This is a genomic window from Paenibacillus sp. OSY-SE (assembly GCF_000283315.1).
GTDB lineage: Bacteria > Bacillota > Bacilli > Paenibacillales > Paenibacillaceae > Paenibacillus_B > Paenibacillus_B profundus.
This window is the reverse complement of sequence record NZ_ALKF01000193.1, coordinates 1-23,448: the sequence shown is the minus strand read 5'-3', so window position 1 is coordinate 23,448 and position 23,448 is coordinate 1. Positions and strand designations below refer to the sequence as shown.

General features: G+C 43.4%; 23 protein-coding genes. 9 read left to right on the top strand and 14 right to left on the bottom strand.

The window, feature by feature from the left end; all coding sequences use genetic code 11:
• Positions 1 to 49 precede the first annotated feature (49 nt).
• The 9 genes from spoIIAA (at position 50) to A372_RS0120890 (ending at position 8,801) form a co-directional block, all read left to right on the top strand.
• Complete coding sequence (spoIIAA, locus tag A372_RS0120930) at positions 50 to 403, top strand: anti-sigma F factor antagonist (RefSeq protein WP_019422856.1); 354 nt, start codon at positions 50 to 52, stop codon at positions 401 to 403.
• Positions 400 to 855, top strand: coding sequence for an anti-sigma F factor (spoIIAB, locus tag A372_RS0120925; protein WP_019422855.1), 456 nt, complete (start codon positions 400 to 402; stop codon positions 853 to 855). The genes spoIIAA and spoIIAB overlap by 4 nt, the downstream gene beginning before the upstream one ends.
• An 11-nt stretch (positions 856 to 866) precedes the next feature.
• Positions 867 to 1,622, top strand: a complete 756-nt coding sequence (gene sigF / locus A372_RS0120920; protein ID WP_019422854.1) for an RNA polymerase sporulation sigma factor SigF — start codon at positions 867 to 869, stop codon at positions 1,620 to 1,622.
• Positions 1,623 to 1,764: 142 nt separating this feature from the next.
• Entirely contained in the window at positions 1,765 to 2,406 is a 642-nt protein-coding gene (locus A372_RS0120915) for a stage V sporulation protein AA (RefSeq protein WP_019422853.1), read from the top strand.
• Positions 2,390 to 2,836, top strand: coding sequence for a stage V sporulation protein AB (locus tag A372_RS0120910; RefSeq protein WP_036704898.1), 447 nt, complete (start codon positions 2,390 to 2,392; stop codon positions 2,834 to 2,836). Before A372_RS0120915 ends, A372_RS0120910 begins: the two co-directional genes overlap by 17 nt.
• A 47-nt stretch (positions 2,837 to 2,883) precedes the next feature.
• Positions 2,884 to 4,494, top strand: a complete 1,611-nt coding sequence (locus A372_RS0120905) for a spore germination protein (RefSeq protein WP_019422851.1) — start codon at positions 2,884 to 2,886, stop codon at positions 4,492 to 4,494.
• A gap of 234 nt (positions 4,495 to 4,728) precedes the next feature.
• Positions 4,729 to 6,036, top strand: a complete 1,308-nt coding sequence (locus A372_RS34445; protein WP_019422850.1) for an XRE family transcriptional regulator — start codon at positions 4,729 to 4,731, stop codon at positions 6,034 to 6,036.
• A gap of 830 nt (positions 6,037 to 6,866) precedes the next feature.
• Positions 6,867 to 8,198, top strand: a complete 1,332-nt coding sequence (gene lysA / locus A372_RS0120895; RefSeq protein ID WP_019422849.1) for a diaminopimelate decarboxylase — start codon at positions 6,867 to 6,869, stop codon at positions 8,196 to 8,198.
• Between the two features lie 162 nt (positions 8,199 to 8,360).
• Positions 8,361 to 8,801, top strand: a complete 441-nt coding sequence (locus A372_RS0120890; protein WP_019422848.1) for a peptidylprolyl isomerase — start codon at positions 8,361 to 8,363, stop codon at positions 8,799 to 8,801.
• Between the two features lie 50 nt (positions 8,802 to 8,851).
• Here the strand turns inward: A372_RS0120890 and A372_RS34440 are convergent, their stop codons facing one another.
• From A372_RS34440 to A372_RS0120810, 14 genes are all read right to left on the bottom strand, one after another.
• The gene (locus tag A372_RS34440; protein WP_019422847.1) at positions 8,852 to 9,589 is read right to left on the bottom strand and encodes a peptidoglycan DD-metalloendopeptidase family protein; all 738 of its coding nucleotides are present in this window, start codon (positions 9,587 to 9,589) and stop codon (positions 8,852 to 8,854) included.
• 70 nt (positions 9,590 to 9,659) lie between these two features.
• Entirely contained in the window at positions 9,660 to 11,474 is a 1,815-nt protein-coding gene (locus A372_RS0120880; RefSeq protein ID WP_019422846.1) for a DNRLRE domain-containing protein, read from the bottom strand.
• A gap of 32 nt (positions 11,475 to 11,506) precedes the next feature.
• A complete protein-coding gene (locus A372_RS0120875; RefSeq protein WP_019422845.1) occupies positions 11,507 to 13,771 on the bottom strand; it encodes a hypothetical protein in 2,265 nt (754 codons plus the stop codon).
• 43 nt (positions 13,772 to 13,814) lie between these two features.
• Positions 13,815 to 15,089 (bottom strand): discoidin domain-containing protein, encoded by a 1,275-nt coding sequence (locus A372_RS0120870; protein ID WP_019422844.1) that lies wholly within the window; start codon positions 15,087 to 15,089, stop codon positions 13,815 to 13,817.
• A gap of 38 nt (positions 15,090 to 15,127) precedes the next feature.
• Entirely contained in the window at positions 15,128 to 16,306 is a 1,179-nt protein-coding gene (locus A372_RS35570; RefSeq protein ID WP_019422843.1) for a hypothetical protein, read from the bottom strand.
• 66 nt (positions 16,307 to 16,372) lie between these two features.
• Positions 16,373 to 17,665 (bottom strand): discoidin domain-containing protein, encoded by a 1,293-nt coding sequence (locus A372_RS0120855; protein WP_019422842.1) that lies wholly within the window; start codon positions 17,663 to 17,665, stop codon positions 16,373 to 16,375.
• Between the two features lie 17 nt (positions 17,666 to 17,682).
• Positions 17,683 to 18,399: a hypothetical protein gene (locus A372_RS0120850; RefSeq protein WP_019422841.1), complete on the bottom strand. Its 717-nt coding sequence runs from the start codon at positions 18,397 to 18,399 to the stop codon at positions 17,683 to 17,685.
• Positions 18,400 to 18,401: 2 nt separating this feature from the next.
• Complete coding sequence (locus A372_RS0120845) at positions 18,402 to 18,977, bottom strand: hypothetical protein (RefSeq protein WP_019422840.1); 576 nt, start codon at positions 18,975 to 18,977, stop codon at positions 18,402 to 18,404.
• Positions 18,978 to 18,992: 15 nt separating this feature from the next.
• Entirely contained in the window at positions 18,993 to 19,607 is a 615-nt protein-coding gene (locus A372_RS0120840) for a hypothetical protein (RefSeq protein WP_019422839.1), read from the bottom strand.
• 76 nt (positions 19,608 to 19,683) lie between these two features.
• The gene (locus tag A372_RS0120835; protein WP_019422838.1) at positions 19,684 to 20,208 is read right to left on the bottom strand and encodes a hypothetical protein; all 525 of its coding nucleotides are present in this window, start codon (positions 20,206 to 20,208) and stop codon (positions 19,684 to 19,686) included.
• A gap of 70 nt (positions 20,209 to 20,278) precedes the next feature.
• Positions 20,279 to 20,659, bottom strand: a complete 381-nt coding sequence (locus A372_RS0120830; RefSeq protein ID WP_019422837.1) for a hypothetical protein — start codon at positions 20,657 to 20,659, stop codon at positions 20,279 to 20,281.
• 35 nt (positions 20,660 to 20,694) lie between these two features.
• Positions 20,695 to 21,849 (bottom strand): hypothetical protein, encoded by a 1,155-nt coding sequence (locus tag A372_RS0120825; RefSeq protein ID WP_019422836.1) that lies wholly within the window; start codon positions 21,847 to 21,849, stop codon positions 20,695 to 20,697.
• An 84-nt stretch (positions 21,850 to 21,933) separates the two neighbouring features.
• Positions 21,934 to 22,386, bottom strand: coding sequence for a hypothetical protein (locus A372_RS37530; RefSeq protein WP_157259635.1), 453 nt, complete (start codon positions 22,384 to 22,386; stop codon positions 21,934 to 21,936).
• Positions 22,387 to 22,502: 116 nt separating this feature from the next.
• On the bottom strand, positions 22,503 to 23,222 hold the full coding sequence (locus tag A372_RS0120810) for a stalk domain-containing protein (RefSeq protein WP_019422833.1): 720 nt from the start codon (positions 23,220 to 23,222) through the stop codon (positions 22,503 to 22,505).
• Positions 23,223 to 23,448 lie beyond the last annotated feature (226 nt).

Here is a 23,448-nt window from a genome sequence, read left to right as displayed (position 1 = left end):
GGTTTCTCTGTGACGAATGTTTCGGCATCGTGGGAGGAGAGTGATACGCATGAATTTGCAGGTGGAATTGGAACATCGGCGTAACGTGCTAATTACCCGTTTGAGGGGGGAACTGGATCATCATACAGCAGAGATTGTACGCTTTCAGCTCGATGAGGTGATTCAACGCGGACAAGTGAACCATGTGGTGCTAAGCCTTAGTGAATTGACGTTTATGGATAGCTCTGGCCTCGGTGTTATCTTGGGAAGGTACAAGCAAATCAAAGGCAGAGGCGGGAAAATGGCGGTCTGTGAGATGAATCCGGCCGTGCGCCGATTATTTGAATTGTCGGGCTTGTTCAAAATTATGCATGTCTACGATAACGAGCATTTAGCGCTCAACGGTCTGGAGGTCGTATCATGAACGGACAAAGCGAAGCTAACGTTATGACGTTGCAATTTTCCAGTCGTTCCGAGAATGAAGCATTCGCCCGCGTAGCCGTTGCGGCATTCGTGTCGCAGTTGGACCCAACACTGGATGAACTGACGGATCTGAAGACGGTCATTTCTGAAGCGGTAACGAACTGTATTATTCACGGATATGATAATGAACCGACTGGAATGGTCAGCATTACTGCTGCGATTGAAGGCGAAGACATTACGTTGACGGTATCCGACCAAGGACAAGGAATTGAAGACATCGAGCTGGCGAGACAGCCTCTGTTCACGTCAAAGCCGGATATGGAACGTTCTGGCATGGGCTTTACCATTATGGAGAACTTTATGGATGAGTTTGAAGTGACAACCGAACTTGGCGTTGGTACCACCATCCGCATGAAGAAGCGGATAGAATCGAAAAAAGCGCTCTATAATTAGGGGTTGAAGCCATGAAAGTCGATTTGAAGCAATCGTCACAAAGTTATTTGGACGACGCGGAAGTGAAGCGTCTGATTGCGCTCAGCCAAGCTGGGGATACGGTGGCAAGAGATACGCTTGTCAACTGCAACATTCGTCTCGTATGGTCGGTCGTACAGCGGTTTATGAACCGAGGGTACGAACCGGATGATCTGTTTCAAATCGGATGCATCGGCTTGCTTAAATCTGTCGATAAATTCGATTTGTCATACGACGTGAAGTTCTCTACGTACGCGGTCCCGATGATAATCGGTGAAATCCAGCGCTTCTTGCGGGATGATGGCACGTTAAAGGTAAGCCGCTCTTTGAAGGAAATGGCGAACAAAGTGCGCAAGACGAAGGATGAGCTGTCGAAGCGATTCGGTCGTCTTCCAACGATTAAAGAAGTGGCTGCAGAACTCGGTGTTACACCGGAGGAGGTTGTCTTCGCCCAAGAAGCGAACAAGCCTCCGACCTCTATTCACGAGACGGTATTTGAAAATGATGGCGATCCGATTACGCTCATGGATCAAATTGCGGACGAATCACAGGAGCGGTGGTTCGATAAGCTCGCTCTGAACGAGGCTATCGAAGGATTGAGTGAACGCGAACAGCTCATCGTCTATTTACGATATTTCCGCGACCAGACACAGTCGGAAGTTGCCAGCCGCTTGGGCATCTCGCAGGTGCAGGTGTCCCGGTTGGAAAAGAAAATATTACAGTCCATAAAGGCGCAAATCGCGCAGTGATGCAGACACCGTAAGGAATCATCCTTGCGGTGTTTTTGTGTCTACTCTTCCAGCAGGAATGCAAATGTTTCCTGCTGTCCCATCTCCTCATAATGCAGCGCAACTCAACCATACTAAGAACAATGAGGAAGGAGTGATGGACATGGTGATATCGGATGATAAGCCATCGACATGCTACATCCGACTAAGAAAGCAGTCCAAGGTTCCGCCAGGACAACCCGTCCGGTTGGGGGACGTAGCGGAAGTGATCGTAGATTCGTCTTGGGAGGCGAAGCTGAAGCAGCTAGTGCTGTTGAATCCGAAACCTAAGGACGGCAATATTCTCCTCGTCGACATGATGGCCATCGTCAGGGCCATCAAAGCGGTAGCTCCCGCTCTTGGCATCGAATGCTTCGGACAGCCGCATACACTTGTGGAGATTGTTAAGCAGGCGAAGCGGCCGAATCCGTTTTTTATTGCAATCGTGTGGCTGCTCTTATTCTTCGGTTCCGGGCTGGCCATTATGAATTTTCATGCCGATGTCAGCATGCTGCAAGTCCACCATCGGATTATAGAACTGCTTACCGGACGCAAAGAAGCGAGTTCCTTCTGGTTTCAGGCCTGCTATTCCATCGGAATCGGGCTGGGGATGGTCATCTTTTTCAACCACATCTTCCGCAAAAAATTCAATGAGGAACCGACGCCACTGGAAGTGGAAATGTATCTGTATCAGGAAAACTTGAATCAATATATTGTGACGGAAGAGTACCAGCGGCTGCGAGAGGCGGATGAGAAGCGTGAGTAATGCGCTAGTGAACGTATTCATCCAAATATTCGCCGCATTTCTCGGCTTGGCGGGCGGCATCGCGGTAGGTGGCGGCATGGTGGCTTTATTTGTCGTACTGGACATGCTGCCGAGGCTTGCGCAGATAACAAATTCCTTTCATCGCGTGCATTGGTTCGAAGCTGCGATCATTACCGGGGCGCTGTTCTTCACCGTTATCGATCTGTGGAGCATCAAGCTTCGTTATGCCGGTTGGTTGTCACCAGTGATAGGTTTGTTGGACGGTGTATTCGTAGGCTTGCTGGCCGCTGCTTTGACCGAAGTGCTCAATGTGCTCCCGATATTGGCGAAGCGCCTTGGGATGTCCGGTATTCTAACGTTTTTATTAACCGCTATGGTCCTCGGCAAAATTATAGGCTCATGGTTTGATTGCTTTATTTACCCTCATTAGCTTGGTTAGAGTCTACAATGCGCGCGAAGGCAGAAGGAGGAAGAACGATGACAGAGCAAGTGACGGAGCCGTCCCATCCAGAAGGCAGCATGCCGCCCCCTGGCCAGCCTCAAGACGAGCAGCAGGATGTGGAGAAGAAGCAGCATGAAGTATCCAATACGGTAGAAGAATCGATTAAATATTGGCAGGATGATGATGCAATCCCCAAGAAGCTGGAGATGATCAGACATACGTTGCAAAATGTAGTCGGTTTGGAGGAATCCTTTGATGTTCTGCTCCGGGAGATGACATTCGGCGGCCGACGAGTAGGGCTGTTCTATCTCAACGGATTTGCCAAGGATGAAGTAATGACGATGATTCTGGCGCGATTGTCGTTCCTGAACAAATTATCCATCACCTCGAATGCGTTAAAAGCATTTTTTGAGTGCTACATCCCGCACATTCAAGTTGAAAAAATAGATAAAATGAGTGAAGCAATCAACAAAGTTTTGGCGGGCAGCAGCGTTTTCTTCATCGAACATGAAACGACAGCGCTGATGGTCGATGTGAAGTCGTTCCCGACTCGAGGCTTGGAAGAGCCATCACTGGAAAAAGTAGTCCGCGGTTCGCGGGACGGCTTTACCGAAACCTTGCTCACGAACGTCACCTTGGTCCGAAGACGGCTGCGCGATCCTGGACTGAAGTATGAGATGGTGCAGGTAGGGCGCCGAACAAGGACGGATGTGTGTATTGCGTATATCGATGATATCGCTGATAAACGTCAAGTGGAAGCGGTGCGCAAAAAGATAAAAGCGGTTAATATCGATGGCTTGCCGCTTGCTGATAAGCAGCTGGAGGAAGTCATTATCAATAAAGGCTGGAATCCGTATCCGTTGGTCCGTTATTCGGAGCGTCCGGACGTCGTCGCCGCACATCTGCTGGACGGCAACATCGTTATTTTCGTGGATACATCACCTTCTGTCATTATTTTGCCGACGACGTTTTTTGACTTGTGCCAGCACGCGGAGGAGAATCGGCAGACGGCCTTCATGGGCACCTATTTGCGAAGCGTGAGGTTTATCGGCATTTTTGCTTCACTGTTCTTGCTGCCCTTATGGCTGCTGCTTGTTATCGAGCCGGGCTTGAAGCCGGCGGCTCTGCAGATTATCGGTCCGATGGAAACGGGGAAAATCCCGTTAATCGTTCAGTTCCTGCTAGCCGAGCTCGGGGTGGACCTCATGCGGATGGCCGCCGTGCATACGCCTTCACCGCTTGCCATTGCGCTTGGCTTGCTGGCGGCCATTCTCGTCGGGGATATCGCGGTCAAAGCAGGGGTATTCGTCAATGAGGTCATTCTCTATATGGCCATTGCGGCTGTCGGCATGTTCGCCACGCCGAGCTATGAATTGTCACTTGCGAACCGCATCGTACGCCTGTTCCTATTGGTGGCGGTGGCGCTATTCAAAGTACCAGGGTTGGTCATTGGCACAACGATATGGGTAGTGTACTTGGCCGTTAATCGCTCGTACAACTCGTCCTATCTATGGCCGTTTATTCCGTTTAACGCCAATGCGCTATTCAACATCCTCGTGCGCCAGCCCGTTCTCTACATGAAGCAGCGTCCGAGCTTTAACAAAACGCGGGATAATACAAAAATGCCGCCGGATACAACGCCGTAGTAACTGATTTCCAGTGGTGGATGTGACGTAAATGCACAATTTGGTGCAAGTTTCAGACAAGAATCGTGAGCATCTTTAGGCATCAGCAACGTTCGGGCTCCCGCAGGAGCCTGATTTGTTATGAAAATATTTTCACGGTATGATTGTGGTGTAATTAACCAGGGGTTATTTACTCCACAGGGATAAAATGGTATATTGATTGCGATGAATTAGAAAGTTTGGAAGGATGAGGATATGGAGTCGCTGCAGTCCCTATCGTTTGGCGACCTCATTAGAAATTACAGATATGAAGCCAATTTATCGCTTACTCAGCTTGGTGAGCTGGCGGGGTTAAGTAAAGGCACGATTTCTAAACTTGAGAACGGAGAAGTGAAACGGCCTGACTTTAAAACCGTACATGCTTTGGCTAAAGTTTTGCAAATCCCTTTTGATGATATCATCGAAAAGTACGCTATGATGGAGAATCGCTCGGATGTATTATTAAGCATTCTCCATACGACGGTTGAATCCGCTCCTTCATTAAGTGTGAAGGTGGCGATAAGATTCCTGCATTCCGTAAATAAGGATAGTGAGGTAGTTGAGGAGTTGTACAGGACGACAGAAGGAATTCAGAACGCTTCCATTAAGTTATCCTTATTTACCTTAATCGGCAACTACGCGAGAGACCATGGAATGATGCATTATGTCGCGAAAGGTTTGATGCAGCAATATTTGATTGAGCGTGACGATTTCTCTAAGCTCAGAAGTACCTATCAATCAGGAAGAAGCATTCTTTATTTCGCCGGGTTTTTACCAAAAGAGGAGCAAGCTCTTCTTTATTATAAACTGGGTGTTCATGCTTTCTATTTGCGTCTATTTCAAGAAAGCATGGAATTGTGCGCGAAAACGGTGGAACTCAAACCTGCGAATGATAGGCTCTTAGCAAATTCGATTGGTATCATTTGTGATGCGAATTGTGAACTGGGCAATTACGATTTGGCCAATTTTTATTTGCAGCAATATAGTAAATTCTCATACCAACATGTAAAGGAAAATGTTCAATTGCTCACGGCGACGATATATACGGCAAAAGAGAACACGGATGATGCGATATCCATCCTTCGAATGCTTTTGTACGAGTGTCAGGATCAATCGATTCTGCATATCGTCAATGAGTTAATGGACTTGTATTTAAAGACCGAGAATATACCGGGAGCAGAAGAGCTTTTGCAGCATGAAGAAAAAATAACAACCATCCCCTACAGTACACCATACAGACAGTCCGAGTTGGCGCGCTTTTACAAGCTTATGGGGGACTATTTTTTTATGAAAAATGATTCCGAAAGTAGTGTGAAATATTACATAAAAAGTGCTATAGATTATGTTAAAGTGAATGATATTATTAATGAACATGAATGTGTAGGAAAAGTAAAACAAGAGTTGTTAGAAGCAGCGAATGATAGAAAGAAGCTTACCGATGAGTATGTTGTTAGGCTCAGTCAGCTCTTGGATACGTATATTGTTGAGGCTCAACGATTAATTGTAGCGGAAAGCCGAAAGTAATACATAATTAAAAAGCGACAAATGTAGAAAAACAGCCGAAGCATTAAAGCCCTGGAGAAAATCCAAGGCTTTTTTATATTGATGAGAAAGCATAAATTGGGGTCTGCGGAAAAATCGTTTGAAGTAGGGGGTGGGCGAGAAAAATATGTCGGCCAATGGATGTGTAACTAAACAGTTCTGCTGTACCCTTATGTCCACTCTCCCATAGAGTCAGATGGCGTAAGGCAAGAGTTGTCGAAGTGCTCTTTTGTTCACTATCCCCAATATTCAGACTATGCAAAGTAACAACTTAAGTACTGAAGATTGATTGAGCTTTACCTACTAATGATTCAAAGGAGTTCTTGTTCTTCTGATCAAGGGGTTAGTGGGCAAAAGGACTTTTTGGAACCCTTTTCGTAGAGGAGAGAACGGTTTTCATACATTGTTGGAGCATACCGAAAGTAGAGAAAGTAGAGAAATTCACTTGCAAATGGTGTCTGGGCAGTCTGAGCGTGATTTTCTGTTCGTATTTTCCAAAGCTATTTCATTACAGTTGTATTTTCCTTATATTCGAGTGTTTTTGCTCGTGTATGTCCTGTTTTGGTTGTATGCATACTATGTAAAATGAATATTGCCTATAAATTGCACTGACAGAAAGAATGCTTCATAAAATGTATGCAAATCGCAGCCTGAACGGAGTGAACAATGTCAGGGACATAATGCAAACCTTGAGCCAAAAAATCCATTCTTCAATGACAAGCTTAGCTGATATACTCGATGTAATATTTTTCATGATGCAATATAATGGATTCAGACAGCGTGGATAGATTAGGGAATGGGGAGAAAAGACGATGTACTTACATGGAACCAGTGAAATCAATGCCAACGGACATTTGGAAATCGGCGGTTGTGATGCTGCTGAATTGAAGGCTCAATTCGGCACTCCGTTATATATAGTAGATGAACATCTCGTGCGTGAACGGTGCCGGGAGTATATGGAGGCGTTTCGCGCCTCTGGATTGAAATTTCAGGTTGCCTTTGCGAGCAAGGCGTTCTGTGTGATGGCGATGTGCCGGATCGTGGATGAAGAAGGCTTGTCGCTTGACGTCGTATCTGAAGGGGAGCTATACACGGCGCTGCAAGCCGGATTTCCGGCTGAGCGCATTCATTTCCACGGCAACAACAAGACGCCAGACGAGATCGCAATGGCGCTGGATGCCCGTATCGGCTGCTACGTCGTTGACAACTTCACCGAGCTGCATATGCTCAATGCCATGGCAAAAGAACGCAAACAGACCGTCTCCGTGCTGCTCCGCGTCACGCCAGGGGTAGAGGCACATACGCATGAGTATATTTCCACAGGTCAGATTGATTCCAAGTTCGGCTTCGATATCGGGAACGGAACGGCGCTCGAAGCCGTGCAAGCGGCTGCGGATGCCGAAGGTTTGGAGCTGCTCGGCATTCATTCGCATATCGGTTCGCAAATTTTTGAAACGGAAGGCTTCCAGCTGGCGGTGGAGCGCGTAGCGCAATTCGCCCGTCAAGTGAAGGACGAAGCGGGCGTGGCGTTCCAAGTCGTTAATCTGGGCGGAGGCTTCGGCATACGGTATGTGGAAGGCGATACACCGCTTGCAGTAAGCGAATATGTGCGTTCGATTACGGAAGCTGTGAAGAGTTGCTTTGCGGGAATCGGCGATCGTCTGCCGGAAATCTGGGTAGAGCCGGGCCGAAGCATCATTGGTGAAGCGGGAACGACATTATACACGATCGGGTCCGTCAAGGACATTCCAGGCGTTCGCAAGTACGTGGCGGTAGATGGCGGTATGACGGACAATCCGCGTCCGGCATTGTATGAATCCCGCTATGAAGCGATGGTGGCGAACCGGGGAAATGAGGAAGCTTCAGAAGTGGTCTCGATTGCAGGAAAATGCTGCGAGAGCGGTGACATGCTCATTTGGGACGTCGCTTTGCCTAAAGTAAACCAAGGCGATCTGTTGGCTGTGTCCTGCACTGGAGCGTACAATTACTCGATGGCGAGCAACTATAACCGCATCCCGCGTCCCGCTGTCGTCTTCGTTCAAGACGGCGAAGCCGACATTGTCGTACGCCGTGAGTCTCATCGTGACATCGTCATGAATGATTGCATTCCGGCACGCCTGAACAAGCAAGCGGTTCTGAAATAAAGCGAGGAAAGATTGACGGTACCCTGAGTTTCGCTGCGTATGGTTGGGCAGCGGGGCTCGGGGTCTGTTTGTGCTTGCGTATCTGTTTTCTTTTTACGCTGATTTATCGTATAATCGTGAGGGTAGTTCTAACACAACGCATATTGAAGGGAGTTCATACATATGAGCAAATACGCACAGATTGAAATGGAAAAAGGCGGAGTCGTCAAAGTTTTACTTCACGATCAAGAGGCGCCGGGCACAGTTGCCAACTTTGAGAAGCTGGCAAGCGAAGGTTTCTACAACGGGTTAACATTCCATCGCGTCATCTCGGGCTTCGTAGCACAAGGCGGCTGCCCGAGCGGAACAGGCACAGGCGGTCCTGGCTACACGATCAAATGCGAAACACAAGGCAACCCGCACAAGCATGAACGCGGCGTTCTGGCGATGGCGCATGCCGGCAAAGATACAGGCGGCTCGCAGTTCTACATTACGTATGCGGCATTCCCTCACTTGGATGGAGTACACACGGTGTTCGGTAAAATTGTAGAAGGCATGGATGTCGTCGATGAAATCAAGCAAGGCGACAAAATGAAAGAAGTAAAAGTGACGGAAGAAGCGTAATATTGACCCCTGCCATTCTCGCGATGGCAGGGGTTTTTGCTGTTTCCAGTTTACTGCATAATGTTAACCTCTTGACCGTTCCATACCACCTTGACCTGAATGGCTTCTTCAAAGGCTCGAACAGGTATGTACGTACGTCCATTGATTAATTTTCCGCCTAATATTCGGGTTCCATTGACTGCTGCTTCCTTGCCGTTCCAAGTTACCCGGGCTCCTAATTGCTCGCTGATGGCACGCAATGGGGCATACGTAATGCTTCCCTCCAGAAATCCTTCACAGAACGCTTGATTGTTAAGACGGATGGGTACTGTTTTGCATTCTTTTTTATTTTTACTTTGTGTGTGTGCGGAAAAAAAATTTGATAAATAGTGCCCCGGATCGATGTGATGACCGAATCCTAAGCTCGGAGAGGCCTTACTGCGCACTTCAAAGTGCAGATGCGAGCCCGTAGAGCGCCCCGTCGTTCCTTGCTTGCCAAGCTCTTGACCTTCTTTAACAATCTGCCCGACCGTGACACCAATGCTATCCAGATGAGCATAGCATTGTAGATGTCCATTGCTATCCTTGATAGCGACGACATTGCCGAAGCCGCCAAAGCCGCTTCCTGCAGCACCCATGCTGGCATGAACGACTTCGCCAGCTGCAAAAGCATGTATGGGAGCCTGATGTAATTTGACTACATCCACGCCGGTATGACATACTTTCTTCCCGTTGAATGGATCGTTCCTCCAGCCATATGGACTGGTGACGCGAACAAAGCCATATTTACTCCAATCAAATGTATTCATTTAAGATCCTCCTCGTTCAAAATAAAAGAAGCCGCCCCATAATGGGACGACTTAAACTTCAATACATCAATTACAGGATGTAGTAATACGCTCCAGCGACTCCATTCACATTTATTCGTCCGTGAAGGTCGGTTGCATTTTTCTTCCGGATTCTTGCAATTGCACGTAAATCATCCTTATCGATTACCCTTGGGTACAAATAAGCCTGTAAATCTGGAATGCTTATCGACAGATGTGCAGGTGCATCGGCAACTTGTCGAATGTCAATTGTTGCATGAATCTGAGAAATCGGCTTTATCTCGATGAACGACTCCATATACTCGTGATGCTTCACATAAATCGTCGAATTCAAGGAGTGCCCATATTTCACATCCAAGGAAGATGCAAGATTAGGCTTAGAAACATAGATGAACGACTCTTTGTCATCGTAATGCGGAATCTCAATTCGCCCTGCAACATCGTCTTCTTTATATGCTCTTACTGTAAAAATTCCGCCCAAGTCGGGTTGATTGACAGTCAAAAACGCTTTACGATCTTCGTATTTCTCTTTTTGTACGGTCAGCGAAGCGTCTAAGTCATTGGACGCTCTTCTGTATTTGGAAACTTCGAGACGCGAATGCAGATGAGGAACCGATACATAGATATGGCCGGGGCGACTCGTGCATTCTATCTTGGCTACCGTCATGATACTTGGCAGACTGATGTTCGGATCGACTGTTAGGACTGCATGCTTTTCCGGAGTGTTGATCTGAACGATTGAATCAAGATCTTCTACACCGTAATCAGGAACGCTGATGCTGCCGTATAACACGTCTTCTTTTCTTATGCCAACTGTCATGTTGGATATCATGTTCGCACGACTGACGGCAATGGTTCCCGTTTTATCGATAGGCACAGGCACTTCTGGCCGATGAATATATATAGTAGCCTCTTTGGAATCCTCGCCTCGGTCACTATGCACGGTAAGCGAAGCCGAACGCTCGGAATTGCCAACGCCATAAATAAACATGGTTGCTTCAGTCGCGCTTCTGCCGACGCTGTAAATCAGATTTGATATATATTTTACTTCTAAAAGCGGCGGCTTGCTTGATTCCCGAGTATAGAAATAAACGGGGTAATCGTTAAAAGATTTGATCAGAACCCCATAATCCACCAAGCTGCCAGCCTGCCATCGCTTCATGATGTCCAGCACATCGAATTCAATGTAACGTTTTTGCCGATTGATTGTATATTCACTTGACAGGAGCTCAGCGGAGCGGGGTTTATTGGCGTGTGTAACTCCAAGCTCCTCCCAGAATCGATGCGGCTGGTGCAGCTCAATGTTAGTGCCGTCCGGTAATGATCCGGTATAATATATTTTCAATTTTGCCTTTTCTAATAGATGCAAATCAGGCATTAACTCTTTCAGACGTCCAAACTTCACGTAAGAATCAAAATACTCTCCATTATTCGCGCCTATCATCATTTGCTGCGTATCGCCGAAGTTAATCGTCTGCAGGTCAGTGCGGCTGCGGGTCGTTGCGTCTTCAATCGAAGGGAACCCTGTTTCAATCCTTGGAGCTTCTAACAATTCGAATTTGCCGAACATTTGATTATGCGGTCTAACCTCAAGCGAAGCCGGCAAGTATTCGGCTGCTATCGCTTGGATGCTGGAAGGCAAATCTCCGTTGCCGCGATACATGACTTCCAAGCGGGAGGACAATTCATACGCTCTCTCGACTTTTACAGATAGGCTCGCATCAAGGTCTTCCCGAACTCGGGTCGCGACCACAAAGGTTGATTTTACATCATCGCTGCCTGAACCGTAGAGAAAAAACTTGCCTTTTAGTTTGTTTTCCGCTTTTTTAACGTAGAAGGAGGAGCTTATATCATTACATTCATTCAATGTTATTCACATCCGATCTCATTGTATTGAGATTATACCCGATCCGCTTTTGCGCGGATTTCAAATTGACCATTCACCGTTGGCTCGGCTTCTATTACAGTAGCAATACGGACGTAAAATTCAACCGTATCATCCTGCTGGAAGATCTGGCTGAAGAGCAGCTTATCTTGGGCGATAAATGGCTTATTGGAGCGTGACAACTCAATAGTAACGCCTTGGGGCAAAGAGTCTTTGACCACCTCCAGTGTAAGATTCGTGATTTCATATCCCAACTGATTTTTGACAATCACTTTCTGATCCACGGTCGTTTGACCCGCGATGATGATTCCGAAGTCCAGGTATTTCAATATCCCGCCGAACGTGTCCGAGTAATAGTTTCCGGTCTTGTCCATGAACATCAAGCCGGAATAGGTGCCGATAAACGTCGTTTCCCATTGATCGGTCTGCCCCCAGTAATCTTGGAACTCGACCGTCAGCTTGTTTTCCTGATTGAACAGAATCTCTCTTTCGGAAATGTAAAGATTGATATCCAACGGAGATGAAGCCAAGCGCGTGAACTCGCCATTGTCTGGATAATACGGCTTGTCGTTCAGCAGCACCCGATACTGGACTTTACCTTTATCTGCGTCATCCAGCTCGCCAGTCAGCTTGTTTCCGGTTAGTTGAAGCTGAATCGTAGCTGTCGTATTGAGTAAATGAAAGGTCATGTCTTCGAATTTCACATCATCAAGAGCAGATTTCACAATTAACTGCGAATGATCAAGCTTAACTTCTTCCTCGCGGTGTATGCTGTCGTCCAAGTAATAGCCAATTCGAATCTGTTTGCCTTTATTCAGGAGATGCTTTTCTTTTATTTGGGCAAGAGCTTTGAAGCTCATTCCTTGTTCTCGGACTTTCACCATATCGGCCGCATTCACCGTTCTCCATTTACCATTCCTGAACACTTCCCACGTAACGCCATTGTCAAACGATACGATAAACTTACAGATACCATCATAGGTATTGGTAGGTAGTTTATTTGCAACGATGGAGAGCAGACTGCCGTGCAAGTCAAAATCGGATGGCTGCACGGTAAGCTGTTCAATAGGCAAGGCATCCATGTCAATGCTTAAAGGTATGTCTTTTATATGTTTTTTCAGTTTTGGCTTTTCACCCAATGGTGGAACTAGCGTTACGATTTCAAACTCAGGTGAAATATCTTTTAGCGAAGCCCAAAGTTCGTCGGGGATATCATCTAATGTATCCAACCCGAATTCATCAAACATGTTCTCTGCTAAAGTGTCTCCTATTGGGAAAATATATGAATCTCCAAACAATTGAATTTCCGATATACCAGTCCAAGCATCACCATTATTTTTTGTCCATCTTAAACGATAAAACTTATATTCAGATATTTTCTGTTCAGCTATTTTGCATTCAATAACTCTAAAACTCCCTGTGAATGTTGTCCAGTTTTGATAATCAAGAGAAATCCAGTTTGCACCATCATTCGACCCTTCAAGATACCAAGTAGATGGGTTTCTTTTATCTAAAGAGCTTGGGTTACCTGTTACAGAGTACTTAATGACTTTTTTAGGTTCAGAAAATTCATAACCTACATAACCATACGTTTTACCTGACTGATAAATGCTGTATTGGATAGTGTTAGCATCAGAAAAATTTCTCGATCCGCCATCAAATGCCTTATATGAATCATACACATAGAAATCTTGTAAGACATCCTCACTAAAGGCTACTCCCCGAGGTGTTGTATTTGAAGTCATACGTGGCACAAGACTCTTATTTCCTAAATAAGCACTATAATAATTTCCGTCAGAGAACAAGAATAGGCTTCTGTTTGGCTTAGAAACAATATTGAATTCAAGTTCTTGAAATTGCGGAGTTATTAGCTTACTTTGACTATTCGCTCCCTTTAATCTGTAATACCTAAAAAAGTCATGTCCACCATATAACCTTGCTTCAAGTCCAATATTTGATGAGTTATAAAAAAATCCTACATCATTCCACATCACCCCATCATTACTTACTTCTACCCGAAACGTTCCGTTATCAACACCAACTGTTCCAACGGAAAATCCTTTAATATGAGTTATAAGCACTGGACGTTTAAAATCAAAAAGAATTACTTTGTCTGCAATGATTTGATTCTTAAACTTTAAAGTATTTATATTTTGTCCATCTATCAAATCACTAATATTTCCTGATTCAATTTCTAAATCAGTCGTAACTTCAATAATGTTTCTTCTATTGCCTTTCCCTCCCAAATTATCGTAGCTAGCCTTATCTCTATAGCTCATTTAATATCACTCCTTATTTAACAAATAAAAGGCAACTGGCACGTCATCCACCAGTCGCCTTTATTGCATCTTCTTTGATTGAAGCAGTATACAAGTTACCACCATCAATCGCTTCTTTAAACGATGAATCCAACTCTTCTTGCACTTCCGTTTCTTCTTCCATTGTCCATGTCACTAATTCAAAATCACCATCAAGTTCATCCCATGGGGAATAGTTATGATTTATCTCTAGCTCAGCTTCCGTCTTATCTGGATTATCGGTGTAATATAGAACATCGAAGCTATCGCCAATTTTATCATAAAACGTAAATGGTTCAGTTTCTAATGTAATGGTGGATTCATGTTGTGCAGGATTATCAGTATATTCGATTACTTTAATGGTTTGACCTCCAAGCTCTTCAGCAAGGGTAAAAGGTTCCGTTTCAATTGAAAAAACCATTTCAGAAACATCTTCTTCTCTGTAATAAAGTAGTTCAACTTCACCTGATATTTTAGACCATGCTTCTTCTGGAATAGAAGATGGAAGAGTGCCATGATTTAAAAAGTCCGCCTCCTCACATGTGTTACCAATTATTCCCCATTCATTATTAATGTTGTCGTAAAACTTATATTGGCTATCTTGAAAAATCAATAGTTTTTGATAAAATCTTCTATAAATATATATTCTATTAACTGTATGATAATTTTCACTGGCATTTGTGTGACCGCTTAAGCTAAACCTATAATGTGTATAGGCTGTGTTGTTATTAAAATTTGAAGATAATGATGTTTTATTTACAAACGTTGTCCATGTTCTCCCGTCATTCGATCCAGCAAAGGATGAATAATTGGGGCCAGGCCCATTGTAATATTTACTAATACTATATCTTGTAAGCACTATAGGTTTTTTAAAAATCATCGTTATTGATGTGTTAACACTGTTTGCCTTCCAATACTTTGATGAGTCATTGAATGCATTATAAACCGGATATCCTGAGGCAGTACTACTAGCACTTACAGTAACCTCTCCATTAGAAAATGAATTTAATATAGGAGTGACATCAACCTTCCCCTCTGAGTTGCTGTCTTCCATATTTTTTATCATAGAACCATCAACACGAAGTCTAAATACTCTTCCTTTCTCATAAATAACAGGATTTTTGACTACAAAACTTCTGTTAATGAGTTCTTTATTCAAATCAATGTAAATATTACTATTCATGCCGTAATTGTTAAAATCGCCTTCAACTGTTTGGTCGCCAACCTCTATATACTTCTCATTAATTATTGAGTGGCATTTCTGGTTGTTTGTTTTTTTTAGTAAGAATTTATTTGCCATATAATAGTTCACCTCATTTTTTTGAGATTTATTCTTTCTTAATTTCGAAATAAGACTCTATTCACTTCATATTTCTTCAAATCAATCTCATGCTCGAATGTTTTTCCTTTCATTAATTTTCTTTCTCTATTAGAGATTAACTGTACCTGATCATAATTACTTTTAAGCGATTCTTGTGTTATTTTGTCCATCCCATATGCTATAAAGTATTTTTCATTTAATGTTGGAACATGTGTTACTGAATTACTACCAATATACATCTTTAATTCATTGATGCCTGTATATCCTGTATATCCATTGTTGGCAGTCCAATTCAAACGATACATTTTATAAGATTTCGGATTGGTGATGTAGTAATCTTTGTCTGTGTTTGTAGCAGTCCAAGTTTGATTTTTCTGTGTATCTAAAACAAACCACTTATCTCCATTAAAACTTCCTTCAAAAGTCCAATCTTTTGGCATAGTATGAAGGGCAGCAGATGAATTCATGCTTCGTAATGTATATTTAAAAATAGGAATGTCATGAGTAAATTCATATCCTAGAAAACCAACTCCAGCACTACCATTTTGGGAGCAATATCCATCATTATCATCGGTTTGATTAAATGCTTTCCAAGCATCATACGGAGCTGAGTAGATGTCTTTTGCAAATGCTCGTCCAGATGGTGTTGTATTTGAAGTCATTTGAGGAATGGCAGTTGCAGTAGCCATTTGATTTTCAAGTGAGAGGTATTGCCCACTATTTAAATGAATTAGATACTTGTGTTCTCTAGGGGCATACGGTTTCAGTTGCCCACTTTCATCAATATCAATGGCATCAAGATTAAAGTCACTCTCCCATCCACCTTGATTGATTTTTGTTATTTCGACTGAGTGTTCTTTGAATTTTAGTCCTTCTATGATAAAAAAGACTGCTTGATTATAAGTGCTATTACTGACTTGACTAGCCTCATATATTTTTTCGTCAATTTTAATCTCAATTTTGTTTGAATAAGAAAGATACAGAGAACTAATTAATATTAATTTACTCCCAATAAAGTTAAACTTAATTTTTGGTTTGATAGATGTTCGAGAACATGCTTGGCGGGCTCCATTGTAGTACGCACCATTCGAATATCGTTCCCACCCATCTCCTTCATAAAGGATTATTGGTTCAGAATCATCATACCTTTTCCAACCTGATTCTGGTTGAAGTAAAACATCTCCGAACTTAGCCACTTTCCTCACCATCCCATCTAAATAAAATCGTTATTCAATATAAAAAGAAGTAGAACCAATTCAGTCCTACTTCACATTAATACGGTTAATATCAAAGTATTTTTTGTAATCAACCTTTGCCTTAAACAATTTACCTTCACCTAATACAGTGGATGTCATAGGAAGAGTAACAATTTGTTCTTTTCTATCCAGAGTAGATAAATCACTAATACCATCATTCATAAAAGTGTCTTTTGAAGGTAAAGTTGTTGAAATTGTTTTCCATGCATTGTCGTAAGTTTTATATTTGTTATAGTGGTGTATAAAAGATGTTGTTGATGAAGGAGCAACAAGTAATACTGGTCGAAAACCGTTGCCAACACGCGCCTCAAATGTTTCTGACAAAATTGCATTATCACTATAATATCCTACTGGTTGGCCAGATTCTTCTCCTCTTCTTACTCTTCTGCTAACAACAGTTTGAGTGGAACTTGTCCATGATGCTGTGGAAGATTTCCAATGCCAGACGTTATCATCTCCGGACGTGATTACACCATTCAAGTTATCATCCACAACGTATTTATCCCATTCATTATCTTTATCATTGGCATTAATACCACCTGTTAGGAGCCGAAGAGTCGATGTCAACTGATGATTTGTCCTAATAAGCTCAATTTCTCCAATCCCTGATGACCAACCAGAACCAAGATAATTATCTTTGATTAAAATTGAGAAATATCTAGCACCTGCCTTTGTTTTGAAAAAATGTTTTAGGCCATTATCTGGCAATGAATCACTTATAATAATATTCCAGTTCGTGTTATCGTTTGACCAGCTAAATTCAAATCTTTTACAACGATAACCAGATGAGTACAATAAATTGGTTAGCGCTAATCCATCTATCTTTTCTTCTTTCCCCAAATCAATAATTATTCTTGTTATTTTTCCTTTATCCCCATCAGATTGCAAAAAACCGTCAGTGTGGCTATCATTGCCATCAACCACTTTAGATACTACAAAGTTTTGAAAGTGGTTAGTGTCAGCTTCGACATGTTTTTTTAAGGCGATATTCTCATAATTCAATTCAATCGGCAACCCACTGCCACTAGCTACTCCAGCACTATTTAATGTATCCCATGAAATAGAATGTTGTATGTTTCTGTCAGCGATTAATTTCCATCTTCCAAGCTGATCCTTGTCAACACAAATAAAATAAAAATCACCATCTGGCGTTGCAGATGATGTTATAGGTGAAATGAAATCTGATGTTTCTTTTCCTAGTCCTGAAAGCGTGCCATAGGTATTATTAAGTGCTTTATAGTGACAACGTATCTTTTTCCCAACTTTCAATCGTCCAATACTTTTAACCTCTTCTATCACTCTTAATCACCTTCTTTCTATTCTTTATATTCAAATACTGGACGAAAACCAACAGCTTCAAATGAACGAGCAGCCTCATTATAATTTAGTTCTGAATAAAAACTACTACTGACACTGATCCTTCCTCGTGTAATTCGATAGTTAGAAAGGACTCCAGTATGCTGTGAGTTGATTCCATTATTAGGTGTATCTTGACACCAAAAGAAAAGTCCACCATGGTTCCACACATGAATATCATTAGGTGTTATTTTTCCGTTCAAATTAGATAATCTTATATATGTGTCATATTCATTATTCGTTGGGAATGCGCCATAAGGAGGTTTTGGTTCATTTATATTTGGAATTATTTTATTCCCATATTCATCTGCATAAGCGACTCCGCCAGTAAGAGAACGAATAACTCCTGAGATATCACTTACGCCATCCCAACCATTGCGAAATATTTTTTGTAAACCCTCTATACATTTATTTTGATTTATTGTAGTCCATGCTATGGAAACCTGAGTTACTCTATCAGCAATCAATAACCCTTTGTCTGCTTTGATAAAATAGAAATTTCCGCTTGCAGTTGGATTTTCAATCGATAATTCCGGCCCAGACTGGTTTAAAGACATATTTTTCATGCCACCAGTTAAATTATTATCACCCCAAAACCAATAGCAACTAATATAATCACCAATTTTCATATCCTTAATTGTTGTTCTTAAAACTCCTCTTGTCGCTGGAACTGGCATAACTACACCTCCACTTGTAACGAATCAATCTTTTTCATTTTACTATTCGGAATCTTCTTCCTCAGAACCACACCTTCATCTTTCCACGATTCATCCTTCACATACTTATATCGATAATTCTTTTTCAACTCCAGCACGCCGTTGTCCGAATTTACGAATTCATTGCTATATTTCGCTGTAACCGTAAACTCATCCACTGTAAAGGTTGCGCCCACAAGTGGGGGAATGATCTCGACTTTTACTTTTGCGTATTTGGCGGCAGGGGAGTGGATACTGCCATCGGCATTATCGATTTCTATGTATTCCGTCCATGTCGTGCCATCCTCTGAGGATTTGGTATAGATTTTATAGGTTGCATCGCCTTTCACTTCAATATTTTTAGCGATCCGTTTGAAGGAAGTGATTTTGTCTTGGATGAGAATAAGCTGCGATTCCCAAGAGCCAAAAGGGGCATAGGCGATGTTGCTTTTGTCGTCTTTTTTGATTTCAGCCAATTGCAGCTTTCCATCTTTGATGATTGTATTGTTGAACGTTCCGGTTTCGAACTTAATAGGTAAGCCTATCTCTTGTGTAGCCATTGCCATGTCACCTCGCTATCTAATTTCCCAATTCATCATTCCTGCATGCTGCGCTTTGAGCGGAGCATGAATCTCATCCACAATTAATCCGTTGCGGCGTATAATCAGTTTTCCATCAAGATCTGTATCGGAAGTAATTTTAATGGCCAGAAAAGAAGCTTCGTTGTAGGGGATAGACAACAGGCACTGGAAGTTAATGTTGACATCCAGCAGGGCCATGTTTTTTTTGTAGCCCACATTATATTGCACAATTTTATCGCTAAAGCGTCCTTGCTTAGCGCCAGCCAACAGTAAATTCACATCGGATACAGCGTCTTTGTAGGTGATGATGTCGTTATATAGAAAGGCTCTTCCGGTCAGGGGATACTCATGCTGTTTGGTCTGGTAAGATACCATGAGCCGATGGTCATTCATTGTAAAAACTCCGTTGCCAACATCGAAGTATACTTGTGAGCCGTGGCCGATTAAGCCGAATCTCGTTAATTTGTGTTTATCTATGTGATAAAAGCTGTTCGCTTTTTTAGTATCGAAGTCATATTCGGACAAATAGGTGCCGTCATAATATTCCGCAATCCAGATGAAGCTCTGATGGGGAACCGGCGAACGATTGTATCGGTTATGAAAAATCATAGTAAACCTCCCATTGTATTGTGAGCATGAAAAAAGGCGAGACTGCGGTCAGCCTCGCCTTGAAAGGAAGCGTTCGTTACACGTAGCGGTACGAAACGCGAATTTTGAAGTCTTGTCTTCCGCTCGAAGCATCCATTGGTATTTCTGCCTGCAGCGAGAAGGTGACATAGTTGCCTGCCGCATCCAGCGGATTGCCATTATTATTAACGCCGAGTATTTCCTGTGCAGCCGGAGTCAGCGGCGTCGTCAGTTCTTTTCCGGAATGGTCCTTGGTTGTGCTCCCGGTCGTGCCAATAGGCTTGGAGAGGGTTTTGCCGATAAGAGAAGAGGGATCTGCAATATCTGTTTCACCCAAAGAATCTACTTGCGCGTGAAACCAGTTGCCACTTACAACTTGTGTCTCTAGACCGCCTTCCATTTCACGCGTTGTGATGGTGCAATCCTCCATTTTAGAAACGTCCGTTTTACCATTTTTATTGTTCCAAATATTAAATGTAACAAGCGGGCTCGAATCTCCGGCATCGATAACACCGAAGTCATAGGGGGCAGTTACCTCTGCCGAATGCGTGCTGTTAAGCCAAGAAATAATAGGTTGTGTCATATAAATTCCTCTTTTCATTTTTTGTTTTTATAAATAAATAGCGCATAAATTTGTACATTGCTTACATTGTTCATTCGCTGCCGTATTGATCGGTTGTATGCTCTGTGTTCCCCCACACGAGTTCCTTGGCGCTTCCGCCGAACGAATCGATAGTATGCGGGGCAGAGGAGTCGTGATGTTCGAGCACAAGCACGTTCATGTGCTTGTCCATATGGACTCCGCCCAGCTTGGCGACGACAGGTGCGCCTGCATTCTCCAATGCTCCATTCAATGGAACGATCAGATTGGAAGTGAAGTACTCCTTCTTGGTCACATAGGTGCCTTCAGGAATGGCGACTTCATATTCGGTTGCATCCACTTTAAAGGATAAACGGTTATTATTTTTATCAATGACGATGGGCTGTGCTTGAAGCGATGCCGATCCCCATACTTGCGTACCTTGCTTGTTCATTTTTTCCCTCCTTATTGCCGATTGGCGTCCCCAGATTAGATGCGCACGACCATTTCGACCGTCACATTTTGCATGTTCCCGCCTTGCTTGACTACGTTCAGCCGGAACATATCGCCCGCATTGACGTTGCTGCTGCTTACTGTCGACGTCCGGTCATCAAAAAACTCATGCGGTTTAAAGTGGATGTTGTGCGACAAAATGCTGCTCCATTTCACTAAATCGGCTGTTTTCTCAATTTGTATTTCCGTGTCGGAATCGCCGGGAACGCCGCAAATCGCCTCGACAGACACAATCTCGCCCTGAAAAGGGAATTTGGCGATGACACTTTGCACGCCTTGAAAGAGGTAGGAAGGCAAGCAAAATACGATAACGCGGTCTTTCACATCCAGAGGGATGGTTTTCAGCTTCACATGTTCGGCGACCGACATTAGCCCATCCGCATGTTCGCCTACGACTTGAATGTTTTGGCCGAAAATATCAATCGGAATCCAGCTCTTGCCGTCAAAGCGGTATCTCATGCCGTCTTTATAGGTTTGAACCGTCCAGCCAACTTGTGGATATGGGTATGTATTCGTTAGTTCCTTCATATCCGCTATCGGAGGCTTAAATACAAGCGTCGTCGTGTTATAGGCATGCAAGGCCTTCTCGGTGGCCAGCTTTGCGTCATCAGCAGCCTGATTCGCATTATCGGACGCCATGTTGGCAGCATGAGTGGCTTCCTCAGCGTTCTTGATTACTTGCTTCAAGTCGACAATCGCCGTATTGGTCTCCTGCAAGCGGCGGAGCATCTCGTCGATGATATCCTGAAGGGTCTGCACGACGTCGGGGCTGTGGCTGACCATGGCATAGATGCGTGAAGCGGGGTAGAGGATGAGCCCTTTCCCTTTATACTTGCACAGCAACGTTGTCCCTTCGTGGGCAGGATGGAATTGCACGATGCCGTTGGCGTAGTTGACGAGAAATTCGTCAGGCGCGAGCGCGCTTCGATTCGTGAACCGCTCTTGGTCGATTTCGGTAAAGCCCTCAATCATGACTTTGTGCCCGTGTGACGGGATCTCCAGCAAAGTCATTTGGTTGTTAATGATGGGCAGGGAGTCCATCCGGTCTTTGTAAGGATCGTCCGGGGTGCCGCTGCGCCATATCGTCGTGACGGGATCATTCAGTTCCAAGCACGTTTTTATCTCTGGCATATTATCACCTCCTTCATCTGATGATCTTTGTTTCCTGCAAATAAAAGTTGCGAGCGTTCACGCATTGAAATAAAGAAAACCTCCTTATGAACTGCCTATCATGACAGTGCTGTTCCCTCCATTTATTTTAGTGGTAGTTCCAAGGTGCGTTGTTACTGTGGAGCCTTGCACAGCTATCAATTTTCCATTCATATAGACATTGGCAGCATTGCCTTCCGTAATTTCGCCTTGCCCGCTGCCAGAAGTTCCGGGAGTGACATGTCTATATTCCGTATAGCTTGAATTAGAAGGGACAGAAGGGGAGGCCACCCAAGTTTCATTGACGGCATCCCCAACGGTACAAATCGGTGTTCCATTCACAAACACGGAACCGGAAGACGAACTTATGGTTCCCGTAATCAATGCTCCCGTACTTCCAGAACTGCTATAATACCATCCGTCTCGCGGGTCGTCTTCATATCGATAGATATCATAAGTAACATGTCCAGATTTAGTCGATTGATCGGTACGATGCCCATGAAGAGCAATTGCAGCCATATTATATTTTCACCTCCTGCAGTCGGTATTTTTTCAAAATGAAAAAGCCACTCCAGTGAAGAGTGACTTAAATGACTTCATATCTTAATATAAATGATATTAAGGAATGATAGATATTATTTATTCATATACAAATACAAACGATAATAATCACTTGTCTCCTTTTCAGTGTAGTCGATAGCTTGTTTACCCGATGCGTCCTTTATTGAAGCATCGGCCTTTAATTCCTCCAACAGTTCTCCTCTGAAAAAAGAGTTTTCTTTTATTGTGGTTAAATGTAATGCCGTTTGTTTGTCTCTGTTTTGAATATTGGGATCAAGATCATTGCGCTTAAACTCTTTATATGCGCCATAATTACTCTCCAAAATAGCTAGCATTAAGAGAGTATTTCCTGTGTCAGTATCTTGAGCATTCACATCAAGCGAGCCGTTTTCTAAAGCTGCTTTAATCTTGGCTCCGTCCAGTTTGCCGTCAGAAGAATAAGTTTCTTTCAAGTTCTTCACCATTTGATTTTCCTTTTTCTCGCTATTCGTTTTTGTTTTCGACTCATTAGTCTGAGCAGAGGTGTTTTGGCTAATGCCTTCCTTAAGCGTAACCGTTGAACGGGTTACAGACTGTACAGAATAACCCAAAGCATTTGCGGTATCTCTAACGGGAAGATACAGTTTCCCATTCACATGAACTGGAGGATTGGATAATTTCGCTTCCGTGTCATTCACAACAAGCTTCACATCCGATTGAGTTGCTTTTAGGTATGTAGTTGCTCCCACAACAGTTCCAGCAGATAAGGCGACACCTATAAAAATGCCCGTAATTAATATCATTATTTTTTTCATTGAAACGTTAACCTCCAATTATATAGTGAATAGTTCTATTGTACTATATATCGGAAAATGAGCATGGTTTTGAAGTTAGAGGTGAACCTAGGATAACTACGCTTGATAAATAAATACGACCTCCCTTTTATTGAGAAGGCCGTTTCTTTTGTTGCAACATCTTAGCTTCTAAAGACAACATCTCAGCTCTTAAAGAACGGTAGTAAGTAGAGTTTTTATCGGCATA

Excerpts from the sequence above, each read along its gene's own strand:
- A372_RS0120875 (WP_019422845.1), bottom strand. The coding sequence starts at position 13,771 with ATGAGCTATAGAGATAAGGCTAGCTACGATAATTTGGGAGGGAAAGGC.
- A372_RS0120890 (WP_019422848.1), top strand. The coding sequence starts at position 8,361 with ATGAGCAAATACGCACAGATTGAAATGGAAAAAGGCGGAGTCGTCAAA.
- A372_RS34440 (WP_019422847.1), bottom strand. The coding sequence starts at position 9,589 with ATGAATACATTTGATTGGAGTAAATATGGCTTTGTTCGCGTCACCAGT.
- A372_RS37530 (WP_157259635.1), bottom strand. The coding sequence starts at position 22,386 with ATGGCTGCAATTGCTCTTCATGGGCATCGTACCGATCAATCGACTAAA.
- lysA (WP_019422849.1), top strand. The coding sequence starts at position 6,867 with ATGTACTTACATGGAACCAGTGAAATCAATGCCAACGGACATTTGGAA.
- spoIIAB (WP_019422855.1), top strand. The coding sequence starts at position 400 with ATGAACGGACAAAGCGAAGCTAACGTTATGACGTTGCAATTTTCCAGT.
- A372_RS0120905 (WP_019422851.1), top strand. The coding sequence starts at position 2,884 with ATGACAGAGCAAGTGACGGAGCCGTCCCATCCAGAAGGCAGCATGCCG.
- sigF (WP_019422854.1), top strand. The coding sequence starts at position 867 with ATGAAAGTCGATTTGAAGCAATCGTCACAAAGTTATTTGGACGACGCG.
- A372_RS0120830 (WP_019422837.1), bottom strand. The coding sequence starts at position 20,659 with ATGAACAAGCAAGGTACGCAAGTATGGGGATCGGCATCGCTTCAAGCA.
- A372_RS0120835 (WP_019422838.1), bottom strand. The coding sequence starts at position 20,208 with ATGACACAACCTATTATTTCTTGGCTTAACAGCACGCATTCGGCAGAG.
- A372_RS0120910 (WP_036704898.1), top strand. The coding sequence starts at position 2,390 with ATGAGAAGCGTGAGTAATGCGCTAGTGAACGTATTCATCCAAATATTC.
- A372_RS0120810 (WP_019422833.1), bottom strand. The coding sequence starts at position 23,222 with ATGAAAAAAATAATGATATTAATTACGGGCATTTTTATAGGTGTCGCC.
- A372_RS0120870 (WP_019422844.1), bottom strand. The coding sequence starts at position 15,089 with ATGGCAAATAAATTCTTACTAAAAAAAACAAACAACCAGAAATGCCAC.
- A372_RS0120840 (WP_019422839.1), bottom strand. The coding sequence starts at position 19,607 with ATGATTTTTCATAACCGATACAATCGTTCGCCGGTTCCCCATCAGAGC.
- A372_RS0120845 (WP_019422840.1), bottom strand. The coding sequence starts at position 18,977 with ATGGCTACACAAGAGATAGGCTTACCTATTAAGTTCGAAACCGGAACG.
- A372_RS0120850 (WP_019422841.1), bottom strand. The coding sequence starts at position 18,399 with ATGCCAGTTCCAGCGACAAGAGGAGTTTTAAGAACAACAATTAAGGAT.
- A372_RS0120915 (WP_019422853.1), top strand. The coding sequence starts at position 1,765 with ATGGTGATATCGGATGATAAGCCATCGACATGCTACATCCGACTAAGA.
- spoIIAA (WP_019422856.1), top strand. The coding sequence starts at position 50 with ATGAATTTGCAGGTGGAATTGGAACATCGGCGTAACGTGCTAATTACC.
- A372_RS0120825 (WP_019422836.1), bottom strand. The coding sequence starts at position 21,849 with ATGCCAGAGATAAAAACGTGCTTGGAACTGAATGATCCCGTCACGACG.
- A372_RS34445 (WP_019422850.1), top strand. The coding sequence starts at position 4,729 with ATGGAGTCGCTGCAGTCCCTATCGTTTGGCGACCTCATTAGAAATTAC.